The sequence below is a fragment of the Actinophytocola sp. genome (assembly GCF_036555685.1).
In the GTDB taxonomy this organism is placed as follows: domain Bacteria; phylum Actinomycetota; class Actinomycetes; order Mycobacteriales; family Pseudonocardiaceae; genus Actinophytocola.
Genome location: NZ_DATBKY010000028.1, coordinates 1 through 20,665, shown reverse-complemented (window position 1 = coordinate 20,665; position 20,665 = coordinate 1). Strand labels below are relative to the sequence as shown.

At 71.1% G+C, this 20,665-nt stretch carries 19 protein-coding genes and 1 pseudogene; 14 read left to right on the top strand and 6 right to left on the bottom strand.

Annotated elements, in window-relative coordinates; translation table 11 throughout:
• Positions 1-4: 4 nt before the first annotated feature.
• Positions 5-922, bottom strand: coding sequence for a MerR family transcriptional regulator (locus tag VH969_RS03060; protein ID WP_331969984.1), 918 nt, complete (start codon positions 920-922; stop codon positions 5-7).
• Between the two features lie 60 nt (positions 923-982).
• On the opposite strand from VH969_RS03060, the gene VH969_RS03055 reads away from it, so the two are divergent.
• Both VH969_RS03055 and VH969_RS34445 read left to right on the top strand, forming a co-directional pair.
• Positions 983-1,462: a DUF3180 domain-containing protein gene (locus VH969_RS03055; protein WP_331969981.1), complete on the top strand. Its 480-nt coding sequence runs from the start codon at positions 983-985 to the stop codon at positions 1,460-1,462.
• A 58-nt stretch (positions 1,463-1,520) separates the two neighbouring features.
• Positions 1,521-1,919, top strand: a pseudogene (locus tag VH969_RS34445) (DUF6779 domain-containing protein); the annotation flags it as partial.
• Positions 1,920-2,866: 947 nt separating this feature from the next.
• Here the strand turns inward: VH969_RS34445 and VH969_RS03045 are convergent.
• Positions 2,867-3,490, bottom strand: coding sequence for a hypothetical protein (locus VH969_RS03045; RefSeq protein ID WP_331969975.1), 624 nt, complete (start codon positions 3,488-3,490; stop codon positions 2,867-2,869).
• Here VH969_RS03045 and VH969_RS03040 point away from each other — a divergent pair.
• The 6 genes from VH969_RS03040 to VH969_RS03015 all read left to right on the top strand — a co-directional run bounded on the left by VH969_RS03040 (position 3,489) and on the right by VH969_RS03015 (position 8,484).
• Positions 3,489-4,187: a hypothetical protein gene (locus tag VH969_RS03040; RefSeq protein ID WP_331969972.1), complete on the top strand. Its 699-nt coding sequence runs from the start codon at positions 3,489-3,491 to the stop codon at positions 4,185-4,187. The two genes, VH969_RS03045 and VH969_RS03040, sit on opposite strands and share 2 nt — an antisense overlap.
• A 39-nt stretch (positions 4,188-4,226) precedes the next feature.
• Positions 4,227-5,384, top strand: coding sequence for a PrsW family intramembrane metalloprotease (locus tag VH969_RS03035; protein ID WP_331969969.1), 1,158 nt, complete (start codon positions 4,227-4,229; stop codon positions 5,382-5,384).
• Positions 5,385-5,449: 65 nt separating this feature from the next.
• The gene (locus VH969_RS03030) at positions 5,450-6,352 is read left to right on the top strand and encodes a Rossmann-like and DUF2520 domain-containing protein (protein ID WP_331969966.1); all 903 of its coding nucleotides are present in this window, start codon (positions 5,450-5,452) and stop codon (positions 6,350-6,352) included.
• Positions 6,349-7,224: a pantoate--beta-alanine ligase gene (panC, locus tag VH969_RS03025; protein WP_331969963.1), complete on the top strand. Its 876-nt coding sequence runs from the start codon at positions 6,349-6,351 to the stop codon at positions 7,222-7,224. The genes VH969_RS03030 and panC overlap by 4 nt, the downstream gene beginning before the upstream one ends.
• Before the next feature lie 14 nt (positions 7,225-7,238).
• On the top strand, positions 7,239-7,703 hold the full coding sequence (gene panD, locus VH969_RS03020) for an aspartate 1-decarboxylase (protein ID WP_331969960.1): 465 nt from the start codon (positions 7,239-7,241) through the stop codon (positions 7,701-7,703).
• A gap of 4 nt (positions 7,704-7,707) precedes the next feature.
• On the top strand, positions 7,708-8,484 hold the full coding sequence (locus tag VH969_RS03015; protein ID WP_331969957.1) for a type III pantothenate kinase: 777 nt from the start codon (positions 7,708-7,710) through the stop codon (positions 8,482-8,484).
• Between the two features lie 60 nt (positions 8,485-8,544).
• Here VH969_RS03015 and VH969_RS03010 read toward each other — a convergent pair whose 3' ends face one another.
• Positions 8,545-9,303, bottom strand: a complete 759-nt coding sequence (locus tag VH969_RS03010; RefSeq protein WP_331969954.1) for a class I SAM-dependent methyltransferase — start codon at positions 9,301-9,303, stop codon at positions 8,545-8,547.
• Positions 9,304-9,367: 64 nt separating this feature from the next.
• Between VH969_RS03010 and lysS the strand changes: the two genes are divergently transcribed.
• Positions 9,368-10,870, top strand: a complete 1,503-nt coding sequence (gene lysS, locus VH969_RS03005) for a lysine--tRNA ligase (RefSeq protein WP_331969951.1) — start codon at positions 9,368-9,370, stop codon at positions 10,868-10,870.
• A gap of 127 nt (positions 10,871-10,997) precedes the next feature.
• On the top strand, positions 10,998-11,345 hold the full coding sequence (locus VH969_RS03000; RefSeq protein WP_331969948.1) for a histone-like nucleoid-structuring protein Lsr2: 348 nt from the start codon (positions 10,998-11,000) through the stop codon (positions 11,343-11,345).
• Positions 11,346-11,367: 22 nt separating this feature from the next.
• On the opposite strand, the gene VH969_RS02995 is transcribed toward VH969_RS03000, so the two are convergent.
• Positions 11,368-12,624, bottom strand: coding sequence for an MFS transporter (locus tag VH969_RS02995; protein WP_331969945.1), 1,257 nt, complete (start codon positions 12,622-12,624; stop codon positions 11,368-11,370).
• A 46-nt stretch (positions 12,625-12,670) separates the two neighbouring features.
• Here VH969_RS02995 and VH969_RS02990 point away from each other — a divergent pair, with 46 nt between their 5' ends.
• A complete protein-coding gene (locus VH969_RS02990; RefSeq protein ID WP_331969942.1) occupies positions 12,671-13,672 on the top strand; it encodes an ArsR/SmtB family transcription factor in 1,002 nt (333 codons plus the stop codon).
• A gap of 203 nt (positions 13,673-13,875) precedes the next feature.
• On the opposite strand, the gene VH969_RS02985 is transcribed toward VH969_RS02990, so the two are convergent.
• Positions 13,876-14,691 (bottom strand): (2Fe-2S)-binding protein, encoded by an 816-nt coding sequence (locus VH969_RS02985; RefSeq protein WP_414638418.1) that lies wholly within the window; start codon positions 14,689-14,691, stop codon positions 13,876-13,878.
• Between the two features lie 332 nt (positions 14,692-15,023).
• Here VH969_RS02985 and VH969_RS02980 point away from each other — a divergent pair, with 332 nt between their 5' ends.
• Together VH969_RS02980 and VH969_RS02975 are read left to right on the top strand one after the other, a co-directional pair.
• The gene (locus VH969_RS02980) at positions 15,024-17,576 is read left to right on the top strand and encodes an ATP-dependent Clp protease ATP-binding subunit (protein ID WP_331969936.1); all 2,553 of its coding nucleotides are present in this window, start codon (positions 15,024-15,026) and stop codon (positions 17,574-17,576) included.
• A gap of 129 nt (positions 17,577-17,705) precedes the next feature.
• Positions 17,706-18,689: an endonuclease/exonuclease/phosphatase family protein gene (locus tag VH969_RS02975; protein WP_331969933.1), complete on the top strand. Its 984-nt coding sequence runs from the start codon at positions 17,706-17,708 to the stop codon at positions 18,687-18,689.
• Between the two features lie 274 nt (positions 18,690-18,963).
• On the opposite strand, the gene VH969_RS02970 is transcribed toward VH969_RS02975, so the two are convergent.
• Positions 18,964-20,409 carry a M1 family metallopeptidase gene (locus VH969_RS02970; protein WP_331969930.1) on the bottom strand — a complete coding sequence of 482 codons (1,446 nt, stop codon included), beginning with the start codon at positions 20,407-20,409 and terminating at the stop codon, positions 18,964-18,966.
• 83 nt (positions 20,410-20,492) lie between these two features.
• Between VH969_RS02970 and VH969_RS02965 the strand changes: the two genes are divergently transcribed.
• The coding region (locus tag VH969_RS02965) for an alpha/beta fold hydrolase (protein ID WP_414638420.1) at positions 20,493-20,665 on the top strand (173 nt) is incomplete at its 3' end.

Sequence of the window (20,665 nt, the reverse complement as noted above, 5' to 3'; positions counted from 1 at the left end):
TCTGTCAGCCTGCTGCGCGCAGCGCGGCGATGATCCACTCCGCTCGTGGCACCTGGCTCGGCCACTGCGGCCAGCCATTGATGGTCGCCATGAGTTGCCAGTAGCGCTCCGCCCTCGCGTCCGTGCCGCTCTCGATCTGGGCGGCCGCCTCCGCCGGGGACTTGCCCATCGACTCCGCAATGGACAGTGCCAGTTCGCGTCCCGGCGGCGACGACGGCGCGTGTCCGGCCGCCATCGCGTCCGCGGCCGCCGACGTCCACTTCAGCCACTGCTCCTCCGCCACCGCGGGCGGCTGGTCCTGCATCTCACCCGCGTCCCGCGCGGCCGACTGGACCTCGCCCATGCGCCGGATCCGCGCGCGGAAGTCCTTGTCCTGCACCAGCTCCGCCAGCTCGATCCACGCCTGCAGCTGGTCCGGTGTCGGGTCGTCGGGCAGCTCCGGCTTCGCCGACCGCATGCGCGCGTCGAAGTCCGGGTGGATGTTCAACCCGCCCATGACCTCGTCCCAGAACTCGTCGATCAGGCGCTTCCGTTCTTCGTCGGACATCGCCGCCAGGTCCTTCATCAGTCTCACCTCGTCCAGCTCGGAGTCGTTCTTGGCGACCGCGCGCAGCACCGCCCGCCGCAGCCGCAGCACCCGGATCTGCTCGTCGAGCAGCTCCACGTGCCGCCGCGCGAGCTCCGCGACGTTCGACCGGCCGGCCAGCGCGTCGGCCGCGTCGGTCAGGCCCAGCCCCAGCTCCCGCAGTGTGCGCAGGAGCTCGAGCCGGGCCAGTGACGCCGCGTCATAGAGCCGGTACCCGGCGTACGTGCGATCGGCAGGCGGCAGCAGCCCCTCATCGGAGTAGAACCGGATCGTCCGGGTGGTCAGACCCGTTCGGCGGGCAAGCTCGCCGATCGAGAACACCCCGCTGTCGCCCATGGCCGCCATGCTCAACCTTCCAGTAGCTGGAGAGTCAAGTGTCGCCGGTACGGTGGGCACATGCACTTCACCCGGGCCCGCGACCTCGTCGCGGCCGGCCTCCTGGCCGCCGGGACCGTATTCCTGCTCATGCAGGTGGCCTACGGCGACCTGCCGCCCCTGCCCACGTTCGCCGGCGTGACACTCCTCGTGCTCGCCGTGATCGAAGCCGCGCTCGGTGCCTCGCTGCGCGCACGAATCCGCAAACCCGAAGGTGGCCGCCCCGTCCAGCCCCTCACCGCGGCCCGCGCGGTCGCGCTCGCGAAGGCCTCTTCGTTACTCGGTGCGATCATGCTGGGCGCCTGGCTCGGCATCCTCGGCTACCTCCTCCCACGCCGGGCCGAGGTGACCGCCGCGGCCGACGATGTCCCCAGCGCGGTGATCGGGTTGGCCTGTGCGGCAGCCCTCATCGCCGCCGCGCTGTACCTCGAATGGTGCTGCCGGACCCCGCGCGACCAGGACAATCAACCGCCGGAATATCGCTCAGACGCCACCGGGTGAGAAAAAGATCGACCTCGGCTTGGTTTCATAGTGGTAACAGCCCGGTACGGTGTGTGCCATGAACGGCCGCCGTGACTCTATTGATGAGCCCGAGCCCGGCTCGTTTGGCGGCAGAGCGTTACTCATCGGAGCCGTCGTGCTCGCCGTGGTGGCGACCGGGGTACTCGTATTGAGTGACGACCTCAAGCTGATGCGGCTGGGCATCGTCGCGGGTCTGTGGGCGGCGCTCGCCGGTGCGTTCCTCGCGGCGCGGTACCGGCGGCAGGTCGCCGAGCGCGAGGACGAGGCCGCCGAGCGGCAGGAGCGCTACGAGTTCGAGCTCGAGCGCGAGGTGGCGGCCCGCCGCGAGTTCGAGCTCGAGGTCGAGGCCGAGGCGCGCCGCAAGGCCGAAGAAGAGTCCAGAGAGGACATCCTGGCGCTGCGTTCGGAGCTGCACAATCTGCGCCAGACCCTGCAGACATTGCTGGGCGGGGAGTTCCTCGTCGAGCGGTACGCCCTGCGCGCCGAGTCGACGCGCATGCGTTCCCTGCCCGAGCGCGACCCGATGAGCCGGGACCAGCTCAAGCGCCTGCCGGCCGCCCAGCGCAAGGACGGCAACGTCGTCCCGATGGTGGCAAACGAGGCGGACACGGATCTCATCGATCAGGTCCCCGGTGCGTCCGGCCCGCCGCCGCGGCGCAACGACCGGTCGGCCGCGCAGGCGAAGGAGCGCTTTCAGCAGCTCCACCCGGAGCATCCGGCGGAGGTCTCGGACCGCTGGTTCGTGCCGGGCGCCCTCGAGTCCGGCGACGAGTCCGACTGGCGCCCGTCGTGGGAGTCCACTTCGAACGGTGCCCGGGCGAACGGCCACAGCCGTTCCACGAACGGCCACGCCACGAACGGCCGGTCGGCCAACGGCCACTCGGCGGCGTCGAACGGCCGGTCCCAGTCGTCCGGCTACGTCGACCCGCGGTCCGGCGCATCGACCCCGGCTGCCGCCTCCTCGGGCCGGATGCCCCCGGCGAATCCGGCAGCGGCGTCCGTCGGGAGCCGGGCGGCGGAGTCCCGCGGACGCGCTAAACCGGCGAACCCGGCCGCTGCCTCCGCCGGCCGCATGTCCGCGGCGCAGGCTGGTGGGTCGTCGGCTGCGGGACAGAGTGGGGCGTCGCAGTCGTATGGCCGGATGCCGGCGGCGCCCTCGGGTGGCATGTCCGGCGCGCCGGCCGGTGGGCCGTCGGTTTCGGCGTCGGGTGGTCGGGCGTCGCAGTCCTATGGGCGGATGCCGGCGGCCTCGTCGAGCCGGATGTCCCAGGCGGACGCCGGCCGTTCCCCAGCAGCAGCTTCCTCGGGCGGTATGCCTCCCGCGAGCCGTTCGCAGTCGATGAGTCCGGCCACCGCGTCCTCCGGCGGGATGTCGCCGGCCAGTCACTTGCAGTCGGGCGGTCCCGCCGGAGCGTCCTCGGGTGGCATGTCTCCGGCCAGCCGGTCCCAGCCGGCGAGTCCGGCTGTGGCGTCGTCCGGTGGGATGCCTCCGGCGAGCCTTTCGCAGCCTGTCAACCCCGCCGCGGCATCTTCGGGTGGCATGCCTCCCGCCGGCCATTCGCAGCCGGTGGGCACGGGCCCGGCGAGCTGGTCGCAGCCGGCGAGTCCGGCTGTGGCGTCGTCCGGTGGGATGCCTCCGGCCAGCCGCTCGCAGCCTGTCAACCCCGCCGCGGCTTCCTCGGGTGGCATGCCTCCCGCGAGCCGTTCGCAGCCGGTTTGGTCGGCGGCGTCTTCGGGTGGCGTGCCTTCGGTGAGTGCGAGTGCGTCGTCGGGCGGCATGGGGCCCGCGAGCTGGTCGCAGCCGGTGGGCCCGACCGCGGCGCCCTCCGCGGATGCGGGACCGGCGAGCTGGTCGCAGCCGGTGGGGCCGACCGCGGCGGCGTCGGGCGGTATGGGTCCGGCGAGCTGGTCGCAACCCGTGAACCCGGCTGCCGCCTCGTCCGGTGGGATGCCGCCGGCGAACCGGTCCCAGCCGGTCGGTCCGGCCGCGGCGGCCGCCGGGCGCATGCCTCCGGCGCAGGCGGCCGCACAGTCCTACGGGCGGCTGCAGCCCGCGAGCACGACCGCCTCGGCGAGCCGGATGCCGCCGGTCGATCCCGCCTCCTCCTCCGGACGGATCCAGCCCGCCGGCTACATCAGCTCCAGCGCGAGTGGCCAGCAGACCACCACAGGCGGGTCCGGCTACCTGCCCCCGGCCGGCACCGGCGGAGCCGACTTCGGGCCGACCGGATACGGCGCGAACGGAACCACCGGCTTCGGCGAACCGGGGACGACCGGTGGGTTCGACGTCGACCGGCTGACCGGCGGGTATGACGCGTCCGGCGCGAGTTCGACAGGCGGCTTCGGGCCCACGGGATCGGCCGGCGGGTTCGGGCCCACCGGCACACCCGTCGACCGGCGGTCCGTCGAGTCCGGTTACGTGACGCCCGTCGCCCGGCCGGGCACGGACTACGGCACCGGCAACGGATCGGGCTACCGCGGGCGGGGCAGCCACAGCGAGCGGCCTGGCACTGACGGTCGGCGACGCGGCTCCGAAGGCCAGCCGGCCTGGCAGGACTCCTACGAACAGCAGAGCGGCGGCCACGCCCGCCCCGACGCCGACCTCCCCTCCGGCTCGCACGCCACGGGCCGCTCGGTCAGCGAGCTGATCGCCTCCAACGGCGGCACCGCGAGCCCCCGCCGCAGGCGCCGGCGTAAGGACTGAACGGACGTAAGAAAGTCACGAACCCCGTAGGGTGGCGCAGTGCACAACGCCCCCACGCCACCGCGGCACGCGCTACGGCACCGGCCCCGCCGCCGGACCGTGCTGCTGCCCGTCGCCGGGCTCGTCGTGCTCGCCGGATGCGGGCTGACCCTCCTCGCGCTCAGCACGGCACGCGTGGGCCTGCTCGCGGAGGTCGTCGGGATCGTCGCGGCGCTCCTGCCCGTGGGGTCGATCGTCGCGGCGCTGCTGTGGATCGACCGGTGGGAGCCCGAGCCCGCCCGCCTGCTGTGGCTAGCGTTCGGGTGGGGCGCGAGTGTCGCCGCGATAACGGCTCTGCTGATCAACAACACCGCGGAGGCCGTCGGCGACGCGCTTCTCGGCCACGGCAGGGGCGACACGATCAGCGCGATCGTCAGCGCGCCGCTCTTCGAGGAGGCCGCCAAGGGCGCCTTCGTCCTCGGCATCCTGCTCTGGCTGCGCAACGAACTGGACGGCGTCATCGACGGCGTCGTCTACGCGGGCTTCGTCGCCGCCGGGTTCGCCTTCACCGAGAACATCTACTACTTCGGCCGCGCGTTCGCCGAGCACGGCTTCGGCGACACGTCCACCGCCGGCGTCGTCACCGCGTTCATCCTGCGCGGCGTCCTCGCCCCGTTCTGCCACCCGCTCTTCACCGCGATGATCGGCGTCGGCGTCGGCATCTCCGTCCGCTCGCCGAGCCGGTCGGTCACCGTCCTCGCGCCGATCGCCGGCTACGTCGCCGCCGTCACGCTGCACGCCATGTGGAACGCGGCCGCCACGCTCGGCACCGCGCAGACCTTCCTCAACGTCTACTTCCTCGTCATGGTCCCGATCTTCATCGCCGGCGTCATGTTCGTCGGCTGGCACCGCCGCCGCGAGCAGAAGATCGTCGCCCGCGCGCTGCCCGTCATGGTCGGCCGTGGCTGGGTGGCCGAACGCGACGTCGAGCGGCTCACCAACCTCTCCGCCCGCCGCACCTGGCGCGTCCGCACCGCACGCCGCCGCGGCAAGGAGGCCGCCCGCGTCCTCGGCGACTACCAGGCCGCCGTCACCGAGCTCGCCTTCCTCTGGCACGCCGGGCGCCTCGGCCTCGCCGGCGCGGACGCACCCGAGCGCGAGGCCCGGCTGATCGACGCGCTCGAGACGACCAAGGCGGCGATGCCGCAGCCGCGGTGAGCCCGGCGGCCGAAGCGGCGAGCACGGATGATTACGCTCGTTTTCGACAACATCAGGGAGGCGCCATGAACCGACCGGCGCGCCTGGCCGTCGGCGTGGTCTCCGCGGGCCGGGTCGGCGCGGTGCTCGGCGCCGCCCTCGCGCGCGCCGGCCACACGGTCGTCGCCGCCTCCGGTGTCTCCAAGGAGTCCGTCGCCCGCGCCGAGGAGCTCCTGCCCGGCGTTCCGCTCCTGCCGCCCGACGAGGTCGTGGCCAGCGCCGACCTGGTCCTGCTCGCGCTGCCCGACGACGCGCTGCCCGGCATGGTCCGCGGGCTCGCCGCGGCCGGCGCGCTGCGGCAGGGACAGATCGTCGTGCACACGTGCGGCGCGCACGGCGTCGGCGTGCTCGCGCCCGCGGTCGAGCAGGGCGCGCTGCCGCTCGCGCTGCACCCGGTCATGACGTTCACCGGCCGCGCCGAGGACCTCGAGCGCATCGCCGCCTGCTGCTTCGGCGTCACCGCCGCGGACGCCGACGAGACCGCGTGGAGCGTCGGCGAGGCCCTCGTCGTCGAGATGGGTGCCGAGCCCGTCCGCGTCCCGGAAGCCGCCCGCCCGCTGTACCACACGGCACTCGCCCACGGCGCGAACCACCTGGTCACGCTCGTCGCGGAGGCCGCTGACCTGCTCCGCCGAGCCGGCGTCGAAGAACCCGAACGCATGCTCGGCCCGCTGCTGTCGGCAGCCCTCGACAACGCCCTGCGCCACGGTGACCGCGCGCTCACCGGCCCGGTCGCCCGCGGCGACGCCGGCACCGTGCTCGCCCACCTGCGCGTCCTCGCCGAGCACGCGCCGGACATGCTGCCCGCGTACCGGGTGCTCGCCGCCCGCACCGCGAGCCGGGCCGAACAGGCCGGCCTCCTGCGCCCCGATCTCGCCCCCGACGTCACCGCCGCGCTCGACCGCGGCCCCGGTGAGGAGCGCCCATGACGCCACCGAAGTTCATCCCCGGCGAGCTCAACATCCACAGTGGACTCGACAACGTCGCCAAGATCACCCGTGCGCTGCGCGGCACCGGCCGCAAGATCGCGCTGGTGCCGACGATGGGCGCGCTGCACGAGGGCCACCGCCAGCTCATGCGCACCGCCCGGCGGCTGCCCAACTCCGTGCTGACCACGTCGATCTTCGTCAACCCGCTGCAGTTCGGCCCCGGCGAGGACTTCGACCGCTACCCGCGCCCGCTCGACGACGACCTCGAGATCTGCCGCCGCGAACGCGTCGAGCTCGTGTTCACCCCCGAGCGAGACGCGATGTACTTCCCCGACGCGTACACGACCGTCCACCCCGGACCGCTCGGCGACGAGCTCGAAGGCGCGTCGCGGCCCGGCCATTTCGCCGGCGTGCTCACTGTCGTCGCCAAGCTGTTCAACATCGTCCGCCCCGACTTCGCGCTGTTCGGCGAGAAGGACTACCAGCAGCTCGTGCTGGTCCGGCGGATGGTGCGCGACCTCAACCTCGACGTGAAGGTCATCGGCGTGCCGATAGTGCGCGACACCGACGGCCTCGCCCGCTCGTCGCGCAACGCCTACCTCGACGCCGACCAGCGGGCCGCCGCCGTGGCGCTCTCCGCCGCGCTGACCTTCGGCAGCCGGGTCAGCGCCGAAGGCTCGGCGGCCGTGCTCCGCGCCGCGCGCGACGTGCTCGACAAGGAACCCGGCATCGACGTCGACTACCTGGAGCTGCGCGCCCGCGACCTCGGCCCGGCGCCCGCGACCGGTGAGGCGCGGCTGCTCGTGGCCGCGCGCGTCGGCGCGACGCGCTTGATCGACAATGTCCCGGTGTTCCTCGGCGACCCGCGGTAGGGGGAAGGTCTGCGATGCTCCGCACGATGCTCAAGTCCAAGATCCACCGGGCCACGGTCACCCAGGCCGACCTGCACTACGTCGGCTCGGTCACCGTCGACCCGGTGCTCATGGACGCCGCGGACCTGCTGGCGGGGGAGCAGGTGTCGATCGTCGACGTCACCAACGGCGCGCGGCTGGAGACCTACGTGATCGCCGGCGAGCGCGGCAGCGGCGTCATCGGCATCAACGGTGCCGCCGCGCACCTGGTGCACCCGGGCGACATCGTCATCCTCATCGCGTACGGGCAGATGGACTCCGCCGAGGCCGCCTCCTTCCAGCCGCGGATCGTGTTCGTCGACGAGCACAACCGGATCCTCGAGACCGGCACCGACCCCGCGCACGCGCCGGCCGGCTCCGGTCTGGGCGACGGGACCGAGCCGCCCGCCGAGACCGCGGACGCGGCGATGCTCGACGCGCTGCTGCAGCCGGAGAGCTGACCCCGTGCTGCTCGCCATCGACGTCGGCAACACCAACATCGCGCTCGGCCTGTACCAGGACAAGGAGCTGGTGCGGGACTGGCGGATGCGCACCGACGCGCGCATGACCGCCGACGAGCTCGCACTCACCATGCGCGGCCTGCTCGGCGAGCACGCCGACGAGATCACCGGGGTGTCCGCGCTCTCCACCGTCCCGGCCGTGCTCCGCGAGCTGCGGGTCATGCTGGGCCGCTACTACGGCGAGGTCCCGCGGGTCATCGTCGAGCCCGGCGTGCGCACCGGCGTGCCGCTGCTCGTCGACAACCCCAAGGAGGTCGGCGCCGACCGCGTGATCAACACGCTCGCCGCGCACTACCTGCACGAGACCGCGTGCGTGGTCGTCGACTTCGGCACGTCGACCAACATCGACGTCATCTCCGCGAAGGGCGAGTTCCTCGGCGGCGTGTTCGCGCCCGGCATCGAGATCTCGGTCGACGCGCTCGCCGCGCGCGCCGCCGCGCTGCGCAAGGTCGAGCTGGTCCGGCCGCGTTCGGTGATCGGCAAGAACACCGTCGAGTGCCTGCAGTCCGGCATCATCTACGGCTTCACCGGCCAGGTCGACGGCCTCGTCCGGCGCATCGTCGACGAGCTCGAGCGCACGACCCACGCGGGGGAGGTCACGGTCATCGCGACCGGTGGCCTGGCGCCGCTGGTGGTGGAGGAGTCGGCGACGATCGTGGACCACCGGCCGGACCTCACGCTGCTCGGCCTGCGGCTCGTGTTCGAGCGCAACACCCGCTGAGCTGTCCACAACCGCCACACTTGTCCACGAGTCGATCATGAACCCCACGACTGTCAGCGGTCACCGAAAACGGCGCCGCCCGCGCACCACCGACGTCCGCAGCGGCATCTCGAACTCCCCGGCCGCGGTCTCCGGACGTGAGCGCAGGTAGTCGCGGACCTGCCCCAGCACCTGCGCCCGCTCCTCCTCGCTGACCACGAGCGTGTGCGAGTGCGTGCCGATCGTCGCCGTCAGCGAGTCCGCGGTCCGGCGGTGCGCGTGCGGGAACTCCGCCGTCTCGCCCGCCTCGAAGAGCTCGCCGTCGAAGGTCGGCCAGTCGTTCGTCCACGTCTGGGTCACGCTCGAGCTCGCCACCTCGGACAGACCCGCGACCCAGCCGACCGAATCGTCCTCCCGGTTCCAGAACGCGGCCAGCGCGCCGCCCGGCCGCAGCACCCGCGCGATCTCCGCCAGCGCCGCGTCCCGGTCGAACCAGTGGAACGCCTGCCCGACGACGACCGCGTCGACCGACCCCGCCGGCAGCGGGATCGACTCCGCCCGCCCGGGCAACGTCCGCACCTGCGGGAACAGCGCCGACAGCTGCGCGCGCATCTCCGCGTCCGGCTCCACGGCCGTCACCTCGCACCCCAACGCCAGCAGCCCCGCGGTCAGCTTTCCGGTCCCCGCCGCCAGATCGAGCACCCGCCGCACCGCACCCGTCGCGGCCGCGAGCCCCCAGCGGACGCCGTCGACCGGATAGTCGGGCCGGTGCTCGGCGTAGGCGGCGGCCGTGGCCCCGAACGAACGCGCGCGCCTGTCGTGCAACTCCTCGGCGTCCATGCCCCCAACGTAACCGCCGATACCCGTTCGCCCGGGTCCGGACCGTCTCCGTACCCTTGTTCGCGTGACCGATGAATCGCTTCAGCCCCCGGCCGACGACCTTCCCGAGCAGCTGCGGGTCCGGCGGGAGAAGCGGGCGCGGCTGCTCGCCGAAGGCGTCGAGCCGTATCCGGTCGAACTCCCGAGGACACACACTCTCGCCGAGATCCGGGCCGCCTATTCGGATTTGCCCGCGGACACGACGACGGGTGATGTCGTCGGAGTCACCGGCCGCGTGATGTTCATGCGCAATACGGGCAAGCTCTGTTTCGCGACGCTCATGGCCGGTGACGGCACCGAACTGCAGGCGATGCTGAGCTTGCACAAGGTCGGCGCGGAAGCGCTTTCCACCTGGAAGAGCGATGTCGACCTCGGCGATCACGTTTTCGTTCGCGGTGAGGTAATCACCTCGCGACGCGGTGAGCTGTCCGTACTGGCGGACGAGTGGCGAATGGCGGCCAAGGCGCTGCGCCCGCTGCCGGTGGCCCACAAGGAGCTCAGCGAGGAAACGCGTATTCGGCAGCGCTATGTCGATCTGATCCTGCGCCCGCAGGCGCGCGATAACGTACGGATGCGTGCCGGAGTGACGCGCGCATTGCGAGAGAGTTTCAATAATCGGGGATACCTCGAGGTCGAGACCCCGATGCTGCAGACGATGCACGGCGGTGCCACCGCGCGGCCGTTTGTCACACACTCGAACGCGATGGACATGGATCTGTACCTGCGCATCGCGCCGGAGCTGTTCCTCAAGCGGTGCGTGGTCGGCGGAATCGACAAGGTCTTCGAGATCAATCGCAACTTCCGTAACGAGGGGATGGACTCCTCGCATTCACCTGAGTTCGCGATGCTCGAGTTCTACGAGGCGTACGCCACATACGACTCGATGGCCGTGCTCACCCGCGAGCTGATTCAGGAAGCGGCGCAGGCGGTGTTCGGCACGCTCGAAATCACGCTCGCGGACGGCGAGAAGTACGACCTGTCCGGCGAGTGGACCTCGCTCCCGATGTACGGCTCGGTCGCCGCGGCGCTCGGCGAGGAGATCACCCCGCAGACCTCCGTTGACCTGCTGCGCAAGCACGCCGCCGGGGTCGGCTTGGAGGTCGATCCCAAACTCGGGCACGGAAAGCTCGTCGAAGAGCTGTTCGAGCACCTCGTCGGCGACGACCTGTACGCGCCGACCTTCGTGCGCGACTTCCCGGTCGAGACCTCCCCGCTGACCCGCCAGCACCGAGACGTCCCCGGGGTGGCGGAGAAATGGGATCTGTACGTTCGCGGATTCGAGCTGGCGACCGGCTACTCGGAGTTGGTCGACGCCGTCGTCGAACGGGAACGGCTCACCGAGCAGGCGAGCCTGCGTGCCACCGGGGACGACGAGGCCATGCGGCTTGACGAGGACTTTCTGCGGGCACTCGAGTACGGAATGCCGCCGAGTGGCGGTGTCGGAATGGGTATCGACCGGTTGCTGATGGCACTCACCGGGCTCGGCATACGGGAGACGATCCTCTTTCCGCTCGTGCGCCCAGAATGAGCAAGTTGCAACAGCTTCGCTACTAAACCTGACCCAGGATTTGCGTTAACCTCCTTAGTGGGAGTATTTATGTCGGGTGCTGACGCACGCACGTTCGGCCTCGCGTTTCAAACCTAGGAGGGCGCAGATGGCGCAGAAGGTCATGGTTACCCTGGTCGACGATCTCGACGGTTCCGAAGCTGAGGAGACCGTCGAGTTCGGTTTGGATGGTGCGTTCTACGAGATCGACCTATCCGAGGACAATGCGGAGCGGTTGCGAGACGCGCTATCCGAATACGTCGAGCACGCCCGTCGCCAGGCCGGCCGTAAGCGCGTTGGCCTCCGCGTGGGCACGGGTCGCGCGCCGCGCACCGCCTCGGCCGATCGGGAACAGAACCAGGCAATTCGCGAGTGGGCGCGCAAGCAGGGCATGAACGTCTCCGATCGAGGCCGAATCCCCAAGGAGGTCACCGACGCCTACAACGCGCAAGCGTGACCATTCGCCAAGGCGCCGGTTCTCACCGCGGATTCGCGGTCGAGTGAGAACCGGCGTTTTCGCTTTCCGGGACAACTGACGTTCGCTCCCGCGTGCCCAGCGCAATCCAGCCGGCCGTCAGCACGGTCGCCACGCCGCCCGCCGCCATCGCCGTACCCACCGGGGCGAACTCCGCGACGAGCCCGAACACCGTCGGGCCGACTCCCTGCAAGGTCATCAGCCCGGTCGACATCAGCCCGAACGCCTGGCCGCGCACGTCGCCCGGCACCGCGTCCCGGAACGCGCGCTGGACGCCCAGCCCGTAGCCGAACCCGAACCCGGTCACCACGAGCAGCGCGCCCAGCGCCACCACGCCGAGCTCCAGCGCGAACCCGAGCAGCGGCAGGCCGAGCACGACGACCAGCAGCGGCACGGCGCGCTCCCGGGTCGTCGGGGAGAGCACCCGCGCGACCACGAAGTTGCCGAGCATCATCCCCACGGGCACGCACGCCAGCAGCAGGCCCGGCGCCCCGTCCGAGAACCCGCGCGCCGCCGCGTACGGCACGAGGAGGCTCTCCGCGCCGGTGACGCACGCGGGCGGCAGCCACATGGTGAGCAGCAGCCGGCGCACGGTCCGGTCGCGCAGCAGCTCGCCGTTGACCCGCCAGCTGCGGCGCAGGAGCGACTGCTCCTTCGCCCGGCCCGGCGCGGGCAGGTTGGGCAGCCCGAGCTGCGTGCCGAGCGCGGCGACGAGGTGGCAGCCGGCCGTGATCAGCAGCGCGTGCTCGGCGCCCAAGGCGGCGACCGCTATCCCGCCCGCGGCGAGGCCGACCAGCTGCGCGGCGGAGACGACGAGCTGGAAGAGGCTTCTTCCGAGGACGAACGCGTCGCCGGTGAGCGAGTCCGCGGTCAGCTTGCCGGCGGTGCCGTTGAACACCGGGCCGAGGCAGCCGATCGCGGCGACCAGCAGCAGGCTCGCCCACGCCGGCAGGCCGGCGAGTGCCAGCACCGCCGCGCCCGCGCCTTCGAGCAGGTAGCCGGTGACGATGAGCGGTCGGGGCCGCACGAGGTCGGGCAGCGCACCGACCACGACGCCGCCGATGACCTGCGGCAGGAACGAGATGCCGAACGTCATCGCGCCGAGGAACGCCGAACCGGTCTGCGCGAAGACCAGTACCGACAGCGCCACGGTGCGCAGCACGTCCGCGCCGACCGCGACCGCGCGGCACCAGAACAGCACGCGGAACACCGGCTCGGCGAGCACCTGCCGGAACGTCGCCCGGCCGACGGCTTCTGTCACGTGCGCAGCGTCTCCCGGCTCGCCCGCCCGGCACCAAGCATTCGCCGTGGGACGTAAGGTCGGAGTCGTGCTGCGGATCACCGTCCACCGCGACGACATCCTGAACAGCCGCTTCGCGGTATCGCCGCTGTTCGAGCTGGACAACATCCTGCGCAGGTTGTCGGGCCTGAGCCACGCCCGGCTGCCGGCGGACTGGGCGGCGCGGCTGCGCCCGGTGTACCGGCGGCTGCGGGCCACGACCGAGCTCGACGCGGTGCTGGCGCTGCAGACGCGAACGTACGGCGCCGCGTTCGTGGCGCCGCCACCGGCGAGCATGGCCCAGACCGTGGCCGACGACCTCGCCGCCGTCCGCGCGACACCGCTGGACGTCGCCCGCGCGGAGATCGCCAAGTGCCGGCACGACGAGCCGCCGTCCGCGCACGTGCGGGCCGTGTTGCGGGCCCCGGACGTGGTCGCCGTCGTGGCCGAGACCCTGGAGACTGCCTGGCACGAGCTGGTCGGCCCGGACTGGGCGGCGCTGCGGGCGGTGTGCGAGCGCGACGTCGTGCACCGGGCGGGCATGCTGAGCCGCGGCGGCTGGACGGCGGCGCTCGAGGGCCTGCACCGCAAGGTCTCGTGGCGGGACGGCCAGATCGTCGTGGGTCACCGTGCGGACGGCGAGGTGGACCTGGACGGGCGGGGCTTGCTGCTCGTGCCGTCGGTGTTCGTGTGGCCGCAGGTGGCGGTGTACACCGACCCGCCGTGGCCGCACGCGCTCATCTACCCGGCCCGCGGCACGGCGGCCCTGCTGGACCCGGACGACGTCCCGCCGCCGTCCGCGCTGGCCGACCTGCTGGGGCGCTCGCGGGCGCGCCTGCTGGCCAGCCTGGCCGAACCGGCGAGCACGACGCAGCTGGCCGCGAGCCTGCGCCTGGCCCCGGGCGCGGTCGGTGATCATCTGGCGGTGCTGCGCCGAGCCGGCCTCGTGAACCGGGCCCGGGCAGGCAGGTCGGTCCTGTACCGAAGAACCCCACTGGGCGACGCCCTGGCCGGCACCCCGGAGGACTGACCGCACGAGCCCGGAACCAACGCGAACGATCCACCGCGGCAACCCACGCGCACGCGCGCGTGCAGAACGCGAGAAACGTAGCCCCCGCCCTCTCCGGGGGCACCCCTCGTGACCGTCAGTCTACCGGGGAGGGCTGACAAAACGGGTGGTCACGGCGCTTCTGTGGACAGCTTCGGCCCTTGTGGACAACCGGGCCGGCGCAGCTACTTCGGCAGCAGTCGTGGGCACGTCGAGCACGCGCCCTTGCCCTGCGCCAGCAGGTAGTGGAAGCAGCAGCTCTCCCGCCGGCGGGTCCAGCCCGTGCCCGACGGGCGGATCGTCGACCCCGACGTGAGCGGGCCCAGGCGGGCCGGCAGCAACAGCTCCGCGTCCAGCACGCCCGCGCCCTCGTCGCCGCCGTACCGGCCCGCCAGCAGCATCGAGTCGTCCAGGGCGTCCGTCGCCGCGGCCCACAGGGTGTGGCGACCGAAGCGGACGGTCGGCGCGAAGGCCTCGATGAAGCGCGCCGCGTGCGCGGTGAACCGGCCCCGCAGCACCGCCGCGAGCGCCTGCTCGTCCGGCACGACGGTCGCCTCCCGGCTCCGCGCCGCCGGGTCGTCGGGCAGGCAGACGAAGCGGTCGTCTAGTGCCGCGATCGAGTCGGGATGGGGGCGCGGTCGAGCCGTGTGGAAGGCGAGATGCTCAGGACGCAACGACGGCACCCGGCGCTCGTGATGGAAGAGAAGCGCCGCAAGGTAGCCGGGCACCCCGAGGTACCACGTCATGACGTAGCCGGCGGTCGTCCGTTCGGGGGCGTCCCCGTACTGCTCATACAGCCATTCGGCGAGCGCGGCACGCCAGGTCGCGAAGCCGGCGGTGTCGGAGAGTAGTCGCCCGCAGTTCACCCAGTCGTCAGAAATCTCTGGCAGCCCAACTCGCAGCGACGTCCTGACCTGCTGTGACGAAGCATGCGCGACCGACTCGGCGAGATCGTCCCGCCGGGTTCCGGTCACGAGCCGTAGGCTCGCGGTGGTCCGCATCAGCGACCTCCGCTCGGCCAATGAGTGGTGAGGTGTGCCTAACCTTAGCGGGGAGCGGACGACCCGGCGAGCCGGGTGTGACCACGCGAACAGGGGCTGTTCGCGCACAGCGGACAGCCTTATCGAACCGGGATCCAGCGGAATCCTTCCTGATCCCTGCACGTTGTTCCGTAAGACGATGATTACGTCGTTGTAGATGACTGCGCTTAGCCCCAAGTGGTACTGAGAGCGACGGGCTGGGCGACTACAGTGGTCTTCACGGTGCTGGACCCACCGGCAAGGAGAGAATTCGGTGGGGCATAGGGCCGCCGGCGCAGCAGTCAGGAGTGCAGATGTTTGAGAGGTTCACCGACCGCGCGAGGCGGGTGGTTGTGCTGGCCCAGGAAGAGGCCAGGATGCTCAACCACAACTACATCGGCACCGAGCACATCCTCCTGGGCTTGATCCACGAGGGTGAGGGTGTCGCCGCCAAGGCGTTGGAGTCGTTGGGGATCGCGCTGGAAGGCGTGCGGCAACAGGTCGAGGAGATCATCGGCCAGGGCCAGCACGCGCCGAGCGGGCACATCCCCTTCACCCCCAGGGCCAAGAAGGTCCTCGAGCTGTCGCTGCGGGAGGCGCTGCAGCTCGGTCACAACTACATCGGCACCGAGCACATCCTTCTCGGCCTCATCCGGGAAGGCGAGGGCGTGGCCGCCCAGGTCCTCGTGAAGCTCGGCGCCGACCTCAACCGTGTCCGCCAGCAGGTTCTCCAGCTGCTGTCGGGCTACCAGGGCAAGGAGCCCGCCGAGACGGGCGGCCGCGGCGAGGGCACGCCGTCGTCGTCGCTGGTCCTCGACCAGTTCGGCCGCAACCTCACGTCCTCGGCGCGTGAGGGCAAGCTCGACCCGGTCATCGGGCGGGCCAAGGAGATCGAGCGGGTCATGCAGGTGCTGTCCCGCCGCACCAAGAACAACCCCGTGCTCATCGGCGAGCCCGGCGTCGGCAAGACGGCCGTCGTCGAGGGCCTCGCGCAGATGGTCGTCAAGGGCGAGGTCCCGGAGACACTGAAGGACAAGCAGCTCTACACGCTCGACCTCGGCTCGCTGGTCGCCGGGTCGCGCTACCGCGGTGACTTCGAGGAGCGCCTCAAGAAGGTGCTCAAGGAGATCCGCACCCGCGGCGACATCATCCTGTTCATCGACGAGATCCACACGCTCGTCGGCGCGGGTGCCGCGGAGGGCGCGATCGACGCCGCGTCGATCCTCAAGCCGATGCTGGCCCGCGGCGAGCTGCAGACGATCGGCGCGACCACGCTCGACGAGTACCGCAAGTACGTCGAGAAGGACCCCGCCCTGGAGCGCCGCTTCCAGCCGATCCAGGTCGGCGAGCCGACGCTCGAGCACACGATCGAGATCCTCAAGGGCCTGCGGGACCGGTACGAGGCGCACCACCGGGTCACGATCACCGACCCGGCCCTGGTCGCCGCGGCCACCCTGGCCGACCGGTACATCAACGACCGCTACCTGCCGGACAAGGCGATCGACCTGATCGACGAGGCCGGCGCCCGGATGCGGATCCGTCGCATGACCGCGCCGCCGGACCTGCGCGAGTTCGACGAGAAGATCGCCGACGTGCGCCGCGAGAAGGAGAGCGCGATAGACGCGCAGGACTTCGAGCGGGCCGCCAAGCTGCGTGACTCCGAGAAGCAGCTGCTCGGCCAGAAGGCGGAGCGGGAGAAGCAGTGGAAGGACGGCGACCTGGACGTCGTGGCCGAGGTCGACGACGAGCAGATCGCCGAGGTCCTCGCCAACTGGACCGGGATCCCCGTGTTCAAGCTCACCGAGGAGGAGACCACGCGTCTGCTCCGCATGGAGGAGGAGCTGCACAAGCGGATCATCGGCCAGGAGGACGCGGTCAAGGCCGTCTCGCAGGCCATCCGCCGTACGCGGGCCGGCCTGAAGGACCCGAAGCGCCCGTCCGGCTCGTTCATCTTCGCCGGCCCGTCCGGTGTCGGTAAGACCGAGCTGTCCAAGGCGCTCGCGAACTTCCTGTTCGGCGAGGACGACGCGCTCATCCAGATCGACATGGGTGAGTTCCACGACCGGTACACCGCCTCGCGGCTCTTCGGTGCCCCTCCGGGCTACGTCGGCTACGAGGAGGGCGGCCAGCTGACCGAGAAAGTGCGGCGCAAGCCGTTCTCGGTCGTGCTGTTCGACGAGATCGAGAAGGCGCACCAGGAGGTCTACAACACCCTCCTGCAGGTGCTCGAGGACGGCCGCCTGACCGACGGTCAGGGCCGCACCGTGGACTTCAAGAACACGGTGATCATCTTCACCTCGAACCTCGGTACCCAGGACATCTCCAAGGCCGTGAACCTGGGCTTCTCGTCCGGCGAGTCGACGCAGAGCTACGACCGGATGAAGCAGAAGGTCGACGACGAGCTGAAGAAGCACTTCCGGCCCGAGTTCCTCAACCGTATCGACGACATCATCGTGTTCCACCAGCTCACCGAACAGCAGATCGTCGAGATGGTGGACCTGATGATCACCCGCGTCGAGACGCAGCTGAAGAACAAGGACATGGCGCTCGAGCTGACCCCGGCGGCGAAGAAGCTGCTCGCCACCCGCGGGTTCGACAAGGTGCTGGGTGCCCGGCCGCTGCGCCGCACGATCCAGCGCGAGATCGAGGACCAGCTGTCGGAGAAGATCCTGTTCGGCGAGATCCAGCCGGGCCAGATCATCATCGTCGACGTCGAGGGCTGGGACGGCGAGCCGGACTCGTCGACCGACAAGGCCGTGTTCACCTTCCGCGGCGAGCCCAAGCCGGACAACGTGCCGGACGCGCCGCCGGTCGACATGGCCGCCTCGAGCGGCGGGGAGAGCGGCGAGGACTCCGAGTCCGCATAGCTCGAACTGGTCGAAAGCCGCATCACCACGGCGTGGTGATGCGGCTTTCGCCATTTTCGGGCGCGGTTTCGGGCATATTGGAGCCCATGGACTCCGACTGCGGGCGCGGACGTGCGTAGGTCCGCGTCGGTGGAAGAACTCGACGCCGAGTGGGACGTCGAGGCGCCTGCGCGCCGGATCGGCGGGCACAAGCTCGGGTTCTTCCTGGTCACGTTGGCGCTGGCATTCGTCGCGTACGTGGTGCTGCGGATCGCCGGCATCGAGTCGGCCGAGGTGCTCGTCGCCGCGATGGCGCTGACGCCATACGTGGCGGCGTTCGGTTTCGTGCTCGGTCTGCTGTGCGTGCTGCTGCGCCGGCGGGTGGTCGGGTTCACCGTGCTGCTGCTCGCGATCGCGCTGGGCGCGTTGCTCGTGCCGCGCCTGCTGTCGGAGGAACAGCCACCCGCGGACGGCGACCGGCTGCGGATCATGTCGCTCAATCTCTATCTCGGCCGCGCCGACGCGCACACGGTCGTCCGCATCGCCCGCGAGCAGAAGATCGACGTGCTCGTGCTGCCCGAGCTGACCCAGCAGGAGGACGCCGCGCTTTCGAGGGAGGGGCTCGAGGACCTGCTGCCGAACCGCGTGTACGACACGGACACCAGCGGTTCGGGCACGGCGGTCCTGTCGAGCCTGCCGTTGCGGCAGATCGTGTTGATGGACGAGACGACGCTCGCCCAGCCGTCGATGGTCGTGGACCTGCCGGGCAACGACGACGTCGAGCTGACCGCGGTGCACATCCAGCCGGGCGTGCGTTCGGGCACGGCCGCCACGTGGCGCAGGGAGCTCGGTGAGCTGCCCCGCCCGGATGAGCGCGTCCGGGTCCTGGCGGGCGACTTCAACGCGTCGCTCGACCACGCGGCCTTCCGGGCGGTGGTGGACCGCGGCTACGCGGACGCGGCGGAGTCGACGGGCAACGGCCTGGTGGCGACCTGGTCGAACTGGCCGTGGGCCCCACCGGTGACGATCGACCACATCCTCGCGGACGACCGCTGCGCGTTCGGCAGCTACGCGGTCGTCGACGTCCCGGGCACCGACCACAACGCACTGGTCTCGGAGATCATCCTGCCGTAGCGGTCCACAGGCCTCAGCCACTCGCGCCGGCTTTGTCGGTACCTACCGGCAACGTGGAATTCGGGGGGCCCCGGGCCCGATTGAATGGACCGTTCAATCGAGTTCGTTGTCCACAGGGCCTGGCGAGGCCCGGTTCGGTCGGTGGCCGCCGGTAGGCTGGTGATCGGGGGCCGGAGGCCGGCGTCGATCCCGAGGAGACCGCGGACGCCAGCCTCGTGGGCGGGCCACGCGGGACCCCGTCGAACGGCCCGTCCTCAGTGGACGTCCACAGTAGTCACCTGGCCAGCGAGCCCGGGTAGAGGAACCTGTCGTCCGGCTTGGTGTCCGAGTGGAACCAGGCAACGAAGAACGCGCTCAGGTCCTTGCCCGCCGTGCCCTGCACGAACTTCTCGAACTCCGGCCACGACGCGTTGCCGTCCCGGTGCTTGGCCGGCCACTCCTTCAGCACCCGGTTGAACGCCTTGTCCCCGATCTCCCGGCGCAGCGCGTGCAGCGCCATCGGGCCCTTGTCGTACACGCGCGTGAACTCGTTGCCCGCGCCCATGTCGAAGAGCTTCCCGTGCCACAGCTTGTCCGGCGCGCCCTCGGCCGTCCGGCGGTACTGGTCGTCGAGGATCACGCCCTCCTTCGCCTCGTCCCAGAGCCACTGCGCGTAGCTCGCGAAGCACTCGTTCAGGCAGATGTCCGCCCACGACTGCACCGACACCGAGTCGCCGTACCACTGGTGCGCGTTCTCGTGCACCACGACCGGCAGGTCCGCCCACGACGCGTAGATCGGCCGGCCCTGTGTCTCCAGCGAGAACCCGATGTCCTCGTTGATGTAGATCCCGCCCGCCGCGCTCTGCGGGTACGGCCCGAACTTCGACGCCAGGAACTCGAGGATCTCCGGCAGCCGCGACTCGACGTCCCGCTTGTCCGCGGCTCCCGGCGCGTACGCCGACACCAGCGGCGTCCCGTCGGAGAGCTTCGAGCGGTCGAACGTCCACTTGTCGATGCCGACCGTCGTGAGGTACGTGGTGATCCGGTTCGGCTCCGCCCAGTGGTACGTCGTCCAGCCGTCCGAGCCACGCGTCGGCGGCTTCTCGCGGCCGTTCGAGATCACGCTCCAGCCGTCCGGCACCCGCGCGTCCAGCGCGAACGTCGCCTTGTCGCGCGGGGTGTCGTTCGCCGGGTACCAGGACGTCGCCGAGTGCGGCTCACCCGCCGCGAACGCGCCGCCCGACGTCGCGATCTGCCAGCCGTTCACGCCGAGCGTGCCCTCCTCGGCCGCCTTCGGCACGCCGCCGTACCGCACGCGCGTCGTGAACTCGGTCCCCTCGGCGATCGGCGAGGCCGGCGTGATCACCAGCTCGTGCTCGCCCGTGCGGGAGAACTTCGCCGCCTTGCCGCCGACGTCGACCGCGCTGACCTTCAGGCCGTTCAGGTCCAGGTTGAACCGGTCGAGGTCGCCGGTCGCCTTCGCGGTGATCTGCGTGTCGCCGGTGAGCTTGCGGCTCTTCGGTTCGTAGCTGATCGAGACGTGGTAGCCCGACACGTCGTAGCCGCCGTTGCCGTCCTCCGGGTAGTACGGGTCCCCGACACCGTCCGCGCCCGGCTCCGCCTCGGCGGGCGGCGTCGGCTCCGGCGGCTTCGCCGGCTCGCTCGGCCGCGAGGTGCACGCGGCCAGGCTCACCGCGGCGAGGGTGAGGCAGGCGGCGCGGACGGCCGTGCGGTGGTGCATCGTCAACAGCTCCCGTCATCGGTACCCGACCATCCTGGTCGGCCGGCCGTGTTGCCCGGGTCAGGACGGTATATGAACTTCCCGTGGCATCTCGACCTGACGTGATCTCCTTCGGTGGCACCGGTCCGACGATCCTGCTGCTGCACGGGCTCATGGGCCGCGCCACCACCTGGCGGCCGGTCGCGCACTGGCTCACCAGGTACGGCAGGGTCATCGGGCTCGACGCGCGCGGGCACGGTCACAGCCCGCACCGCGG

Bases quoted from the DNA above. Each gene is read 5' to 3' on its own strand.
- panC (WP_331969963.1), top strand. From the start codon at position 6,349: ATGACGCCACCGAAGTTCATCCCCGGCGAGCTCAACATCCACAGTGGA.
- VH969_RS03010 (WP_331969954.1), bottom strand. From the start codon at position 9,303: ATGGACGCCGAGGAGTTGCACGACAGGCGCGCGCGTTCGTTCGGGGCC.
- VH969_RS03045 (WP_331969975.1), bottom strand. From the start codon at position 3,490: ATGCGCCCGGCGGCCGCCGCGGCCGGACCGACCGGCTGGGACCGGTTC.
- VH969_RS03030 (WP_331969966.1), top strand. From the start codon at position 5,450: ATGAACCGACCGGCGCGCCTGGCCGTCGGCGTGGTCTCCGCGGGCCGG.
- VH969_RS03000 (WP_331969948.1), top strand. From the start codon at position 10,998: ATGGCGCAGAAGGTCATGGTTACCCTGGTCGACGATCTCGACGGTTCC.
- VH969_RS03055 (WP_331969981.1), top strand. From the start codon at position 983: ATGCACTTCACCCGGGCCCGCGACCTCGTCGCGGCCGGCCTCCTGGCC.
- VH969_RS02985 (WP_414638418.1), bottom strand. From the start codon at position 14,691: ATGCGGACCACCGCGAGCCTACGGCTCGTGACCGGAACCCGGCGGGAC.
- VH969_RS03060 (WP_331969984.1), bottom strand. From the start codon at position 922: ATGGGCGACAGCGGGGTGTTCTCGATCGGCGAGCTTGCCCGCCGAACG.
- VH969_RS02980 (WP_331969936.1), top strand. From the start codon at position 15,024: ATGTTTGAGAGGTTCACCGACCGCGCGAGGCGGGTGGTTGTGCTGGCC.
- VH969_RS02970 (WP_331969930.1), bottom strand. From the start codon at position 20,409: ATGCACCACCGCACGGCCGTCCGCGCCGCCTGCCTCACCCTCGCCGCG.
- VH969_RS03040 (WP_331969972.1), top strand. From the start codon at position 3,489: ATGCCTCCGGCGCAGGCGGCCGCACAGTCCTACGGGCGGCTGCAGCCC.
- panD (WP_331969960.1), top strand. From the start codon at position 7,239: ATGCTCCGCACGATGCTCAAGTCCAAGATCCACCGGGCCACGGTCACC.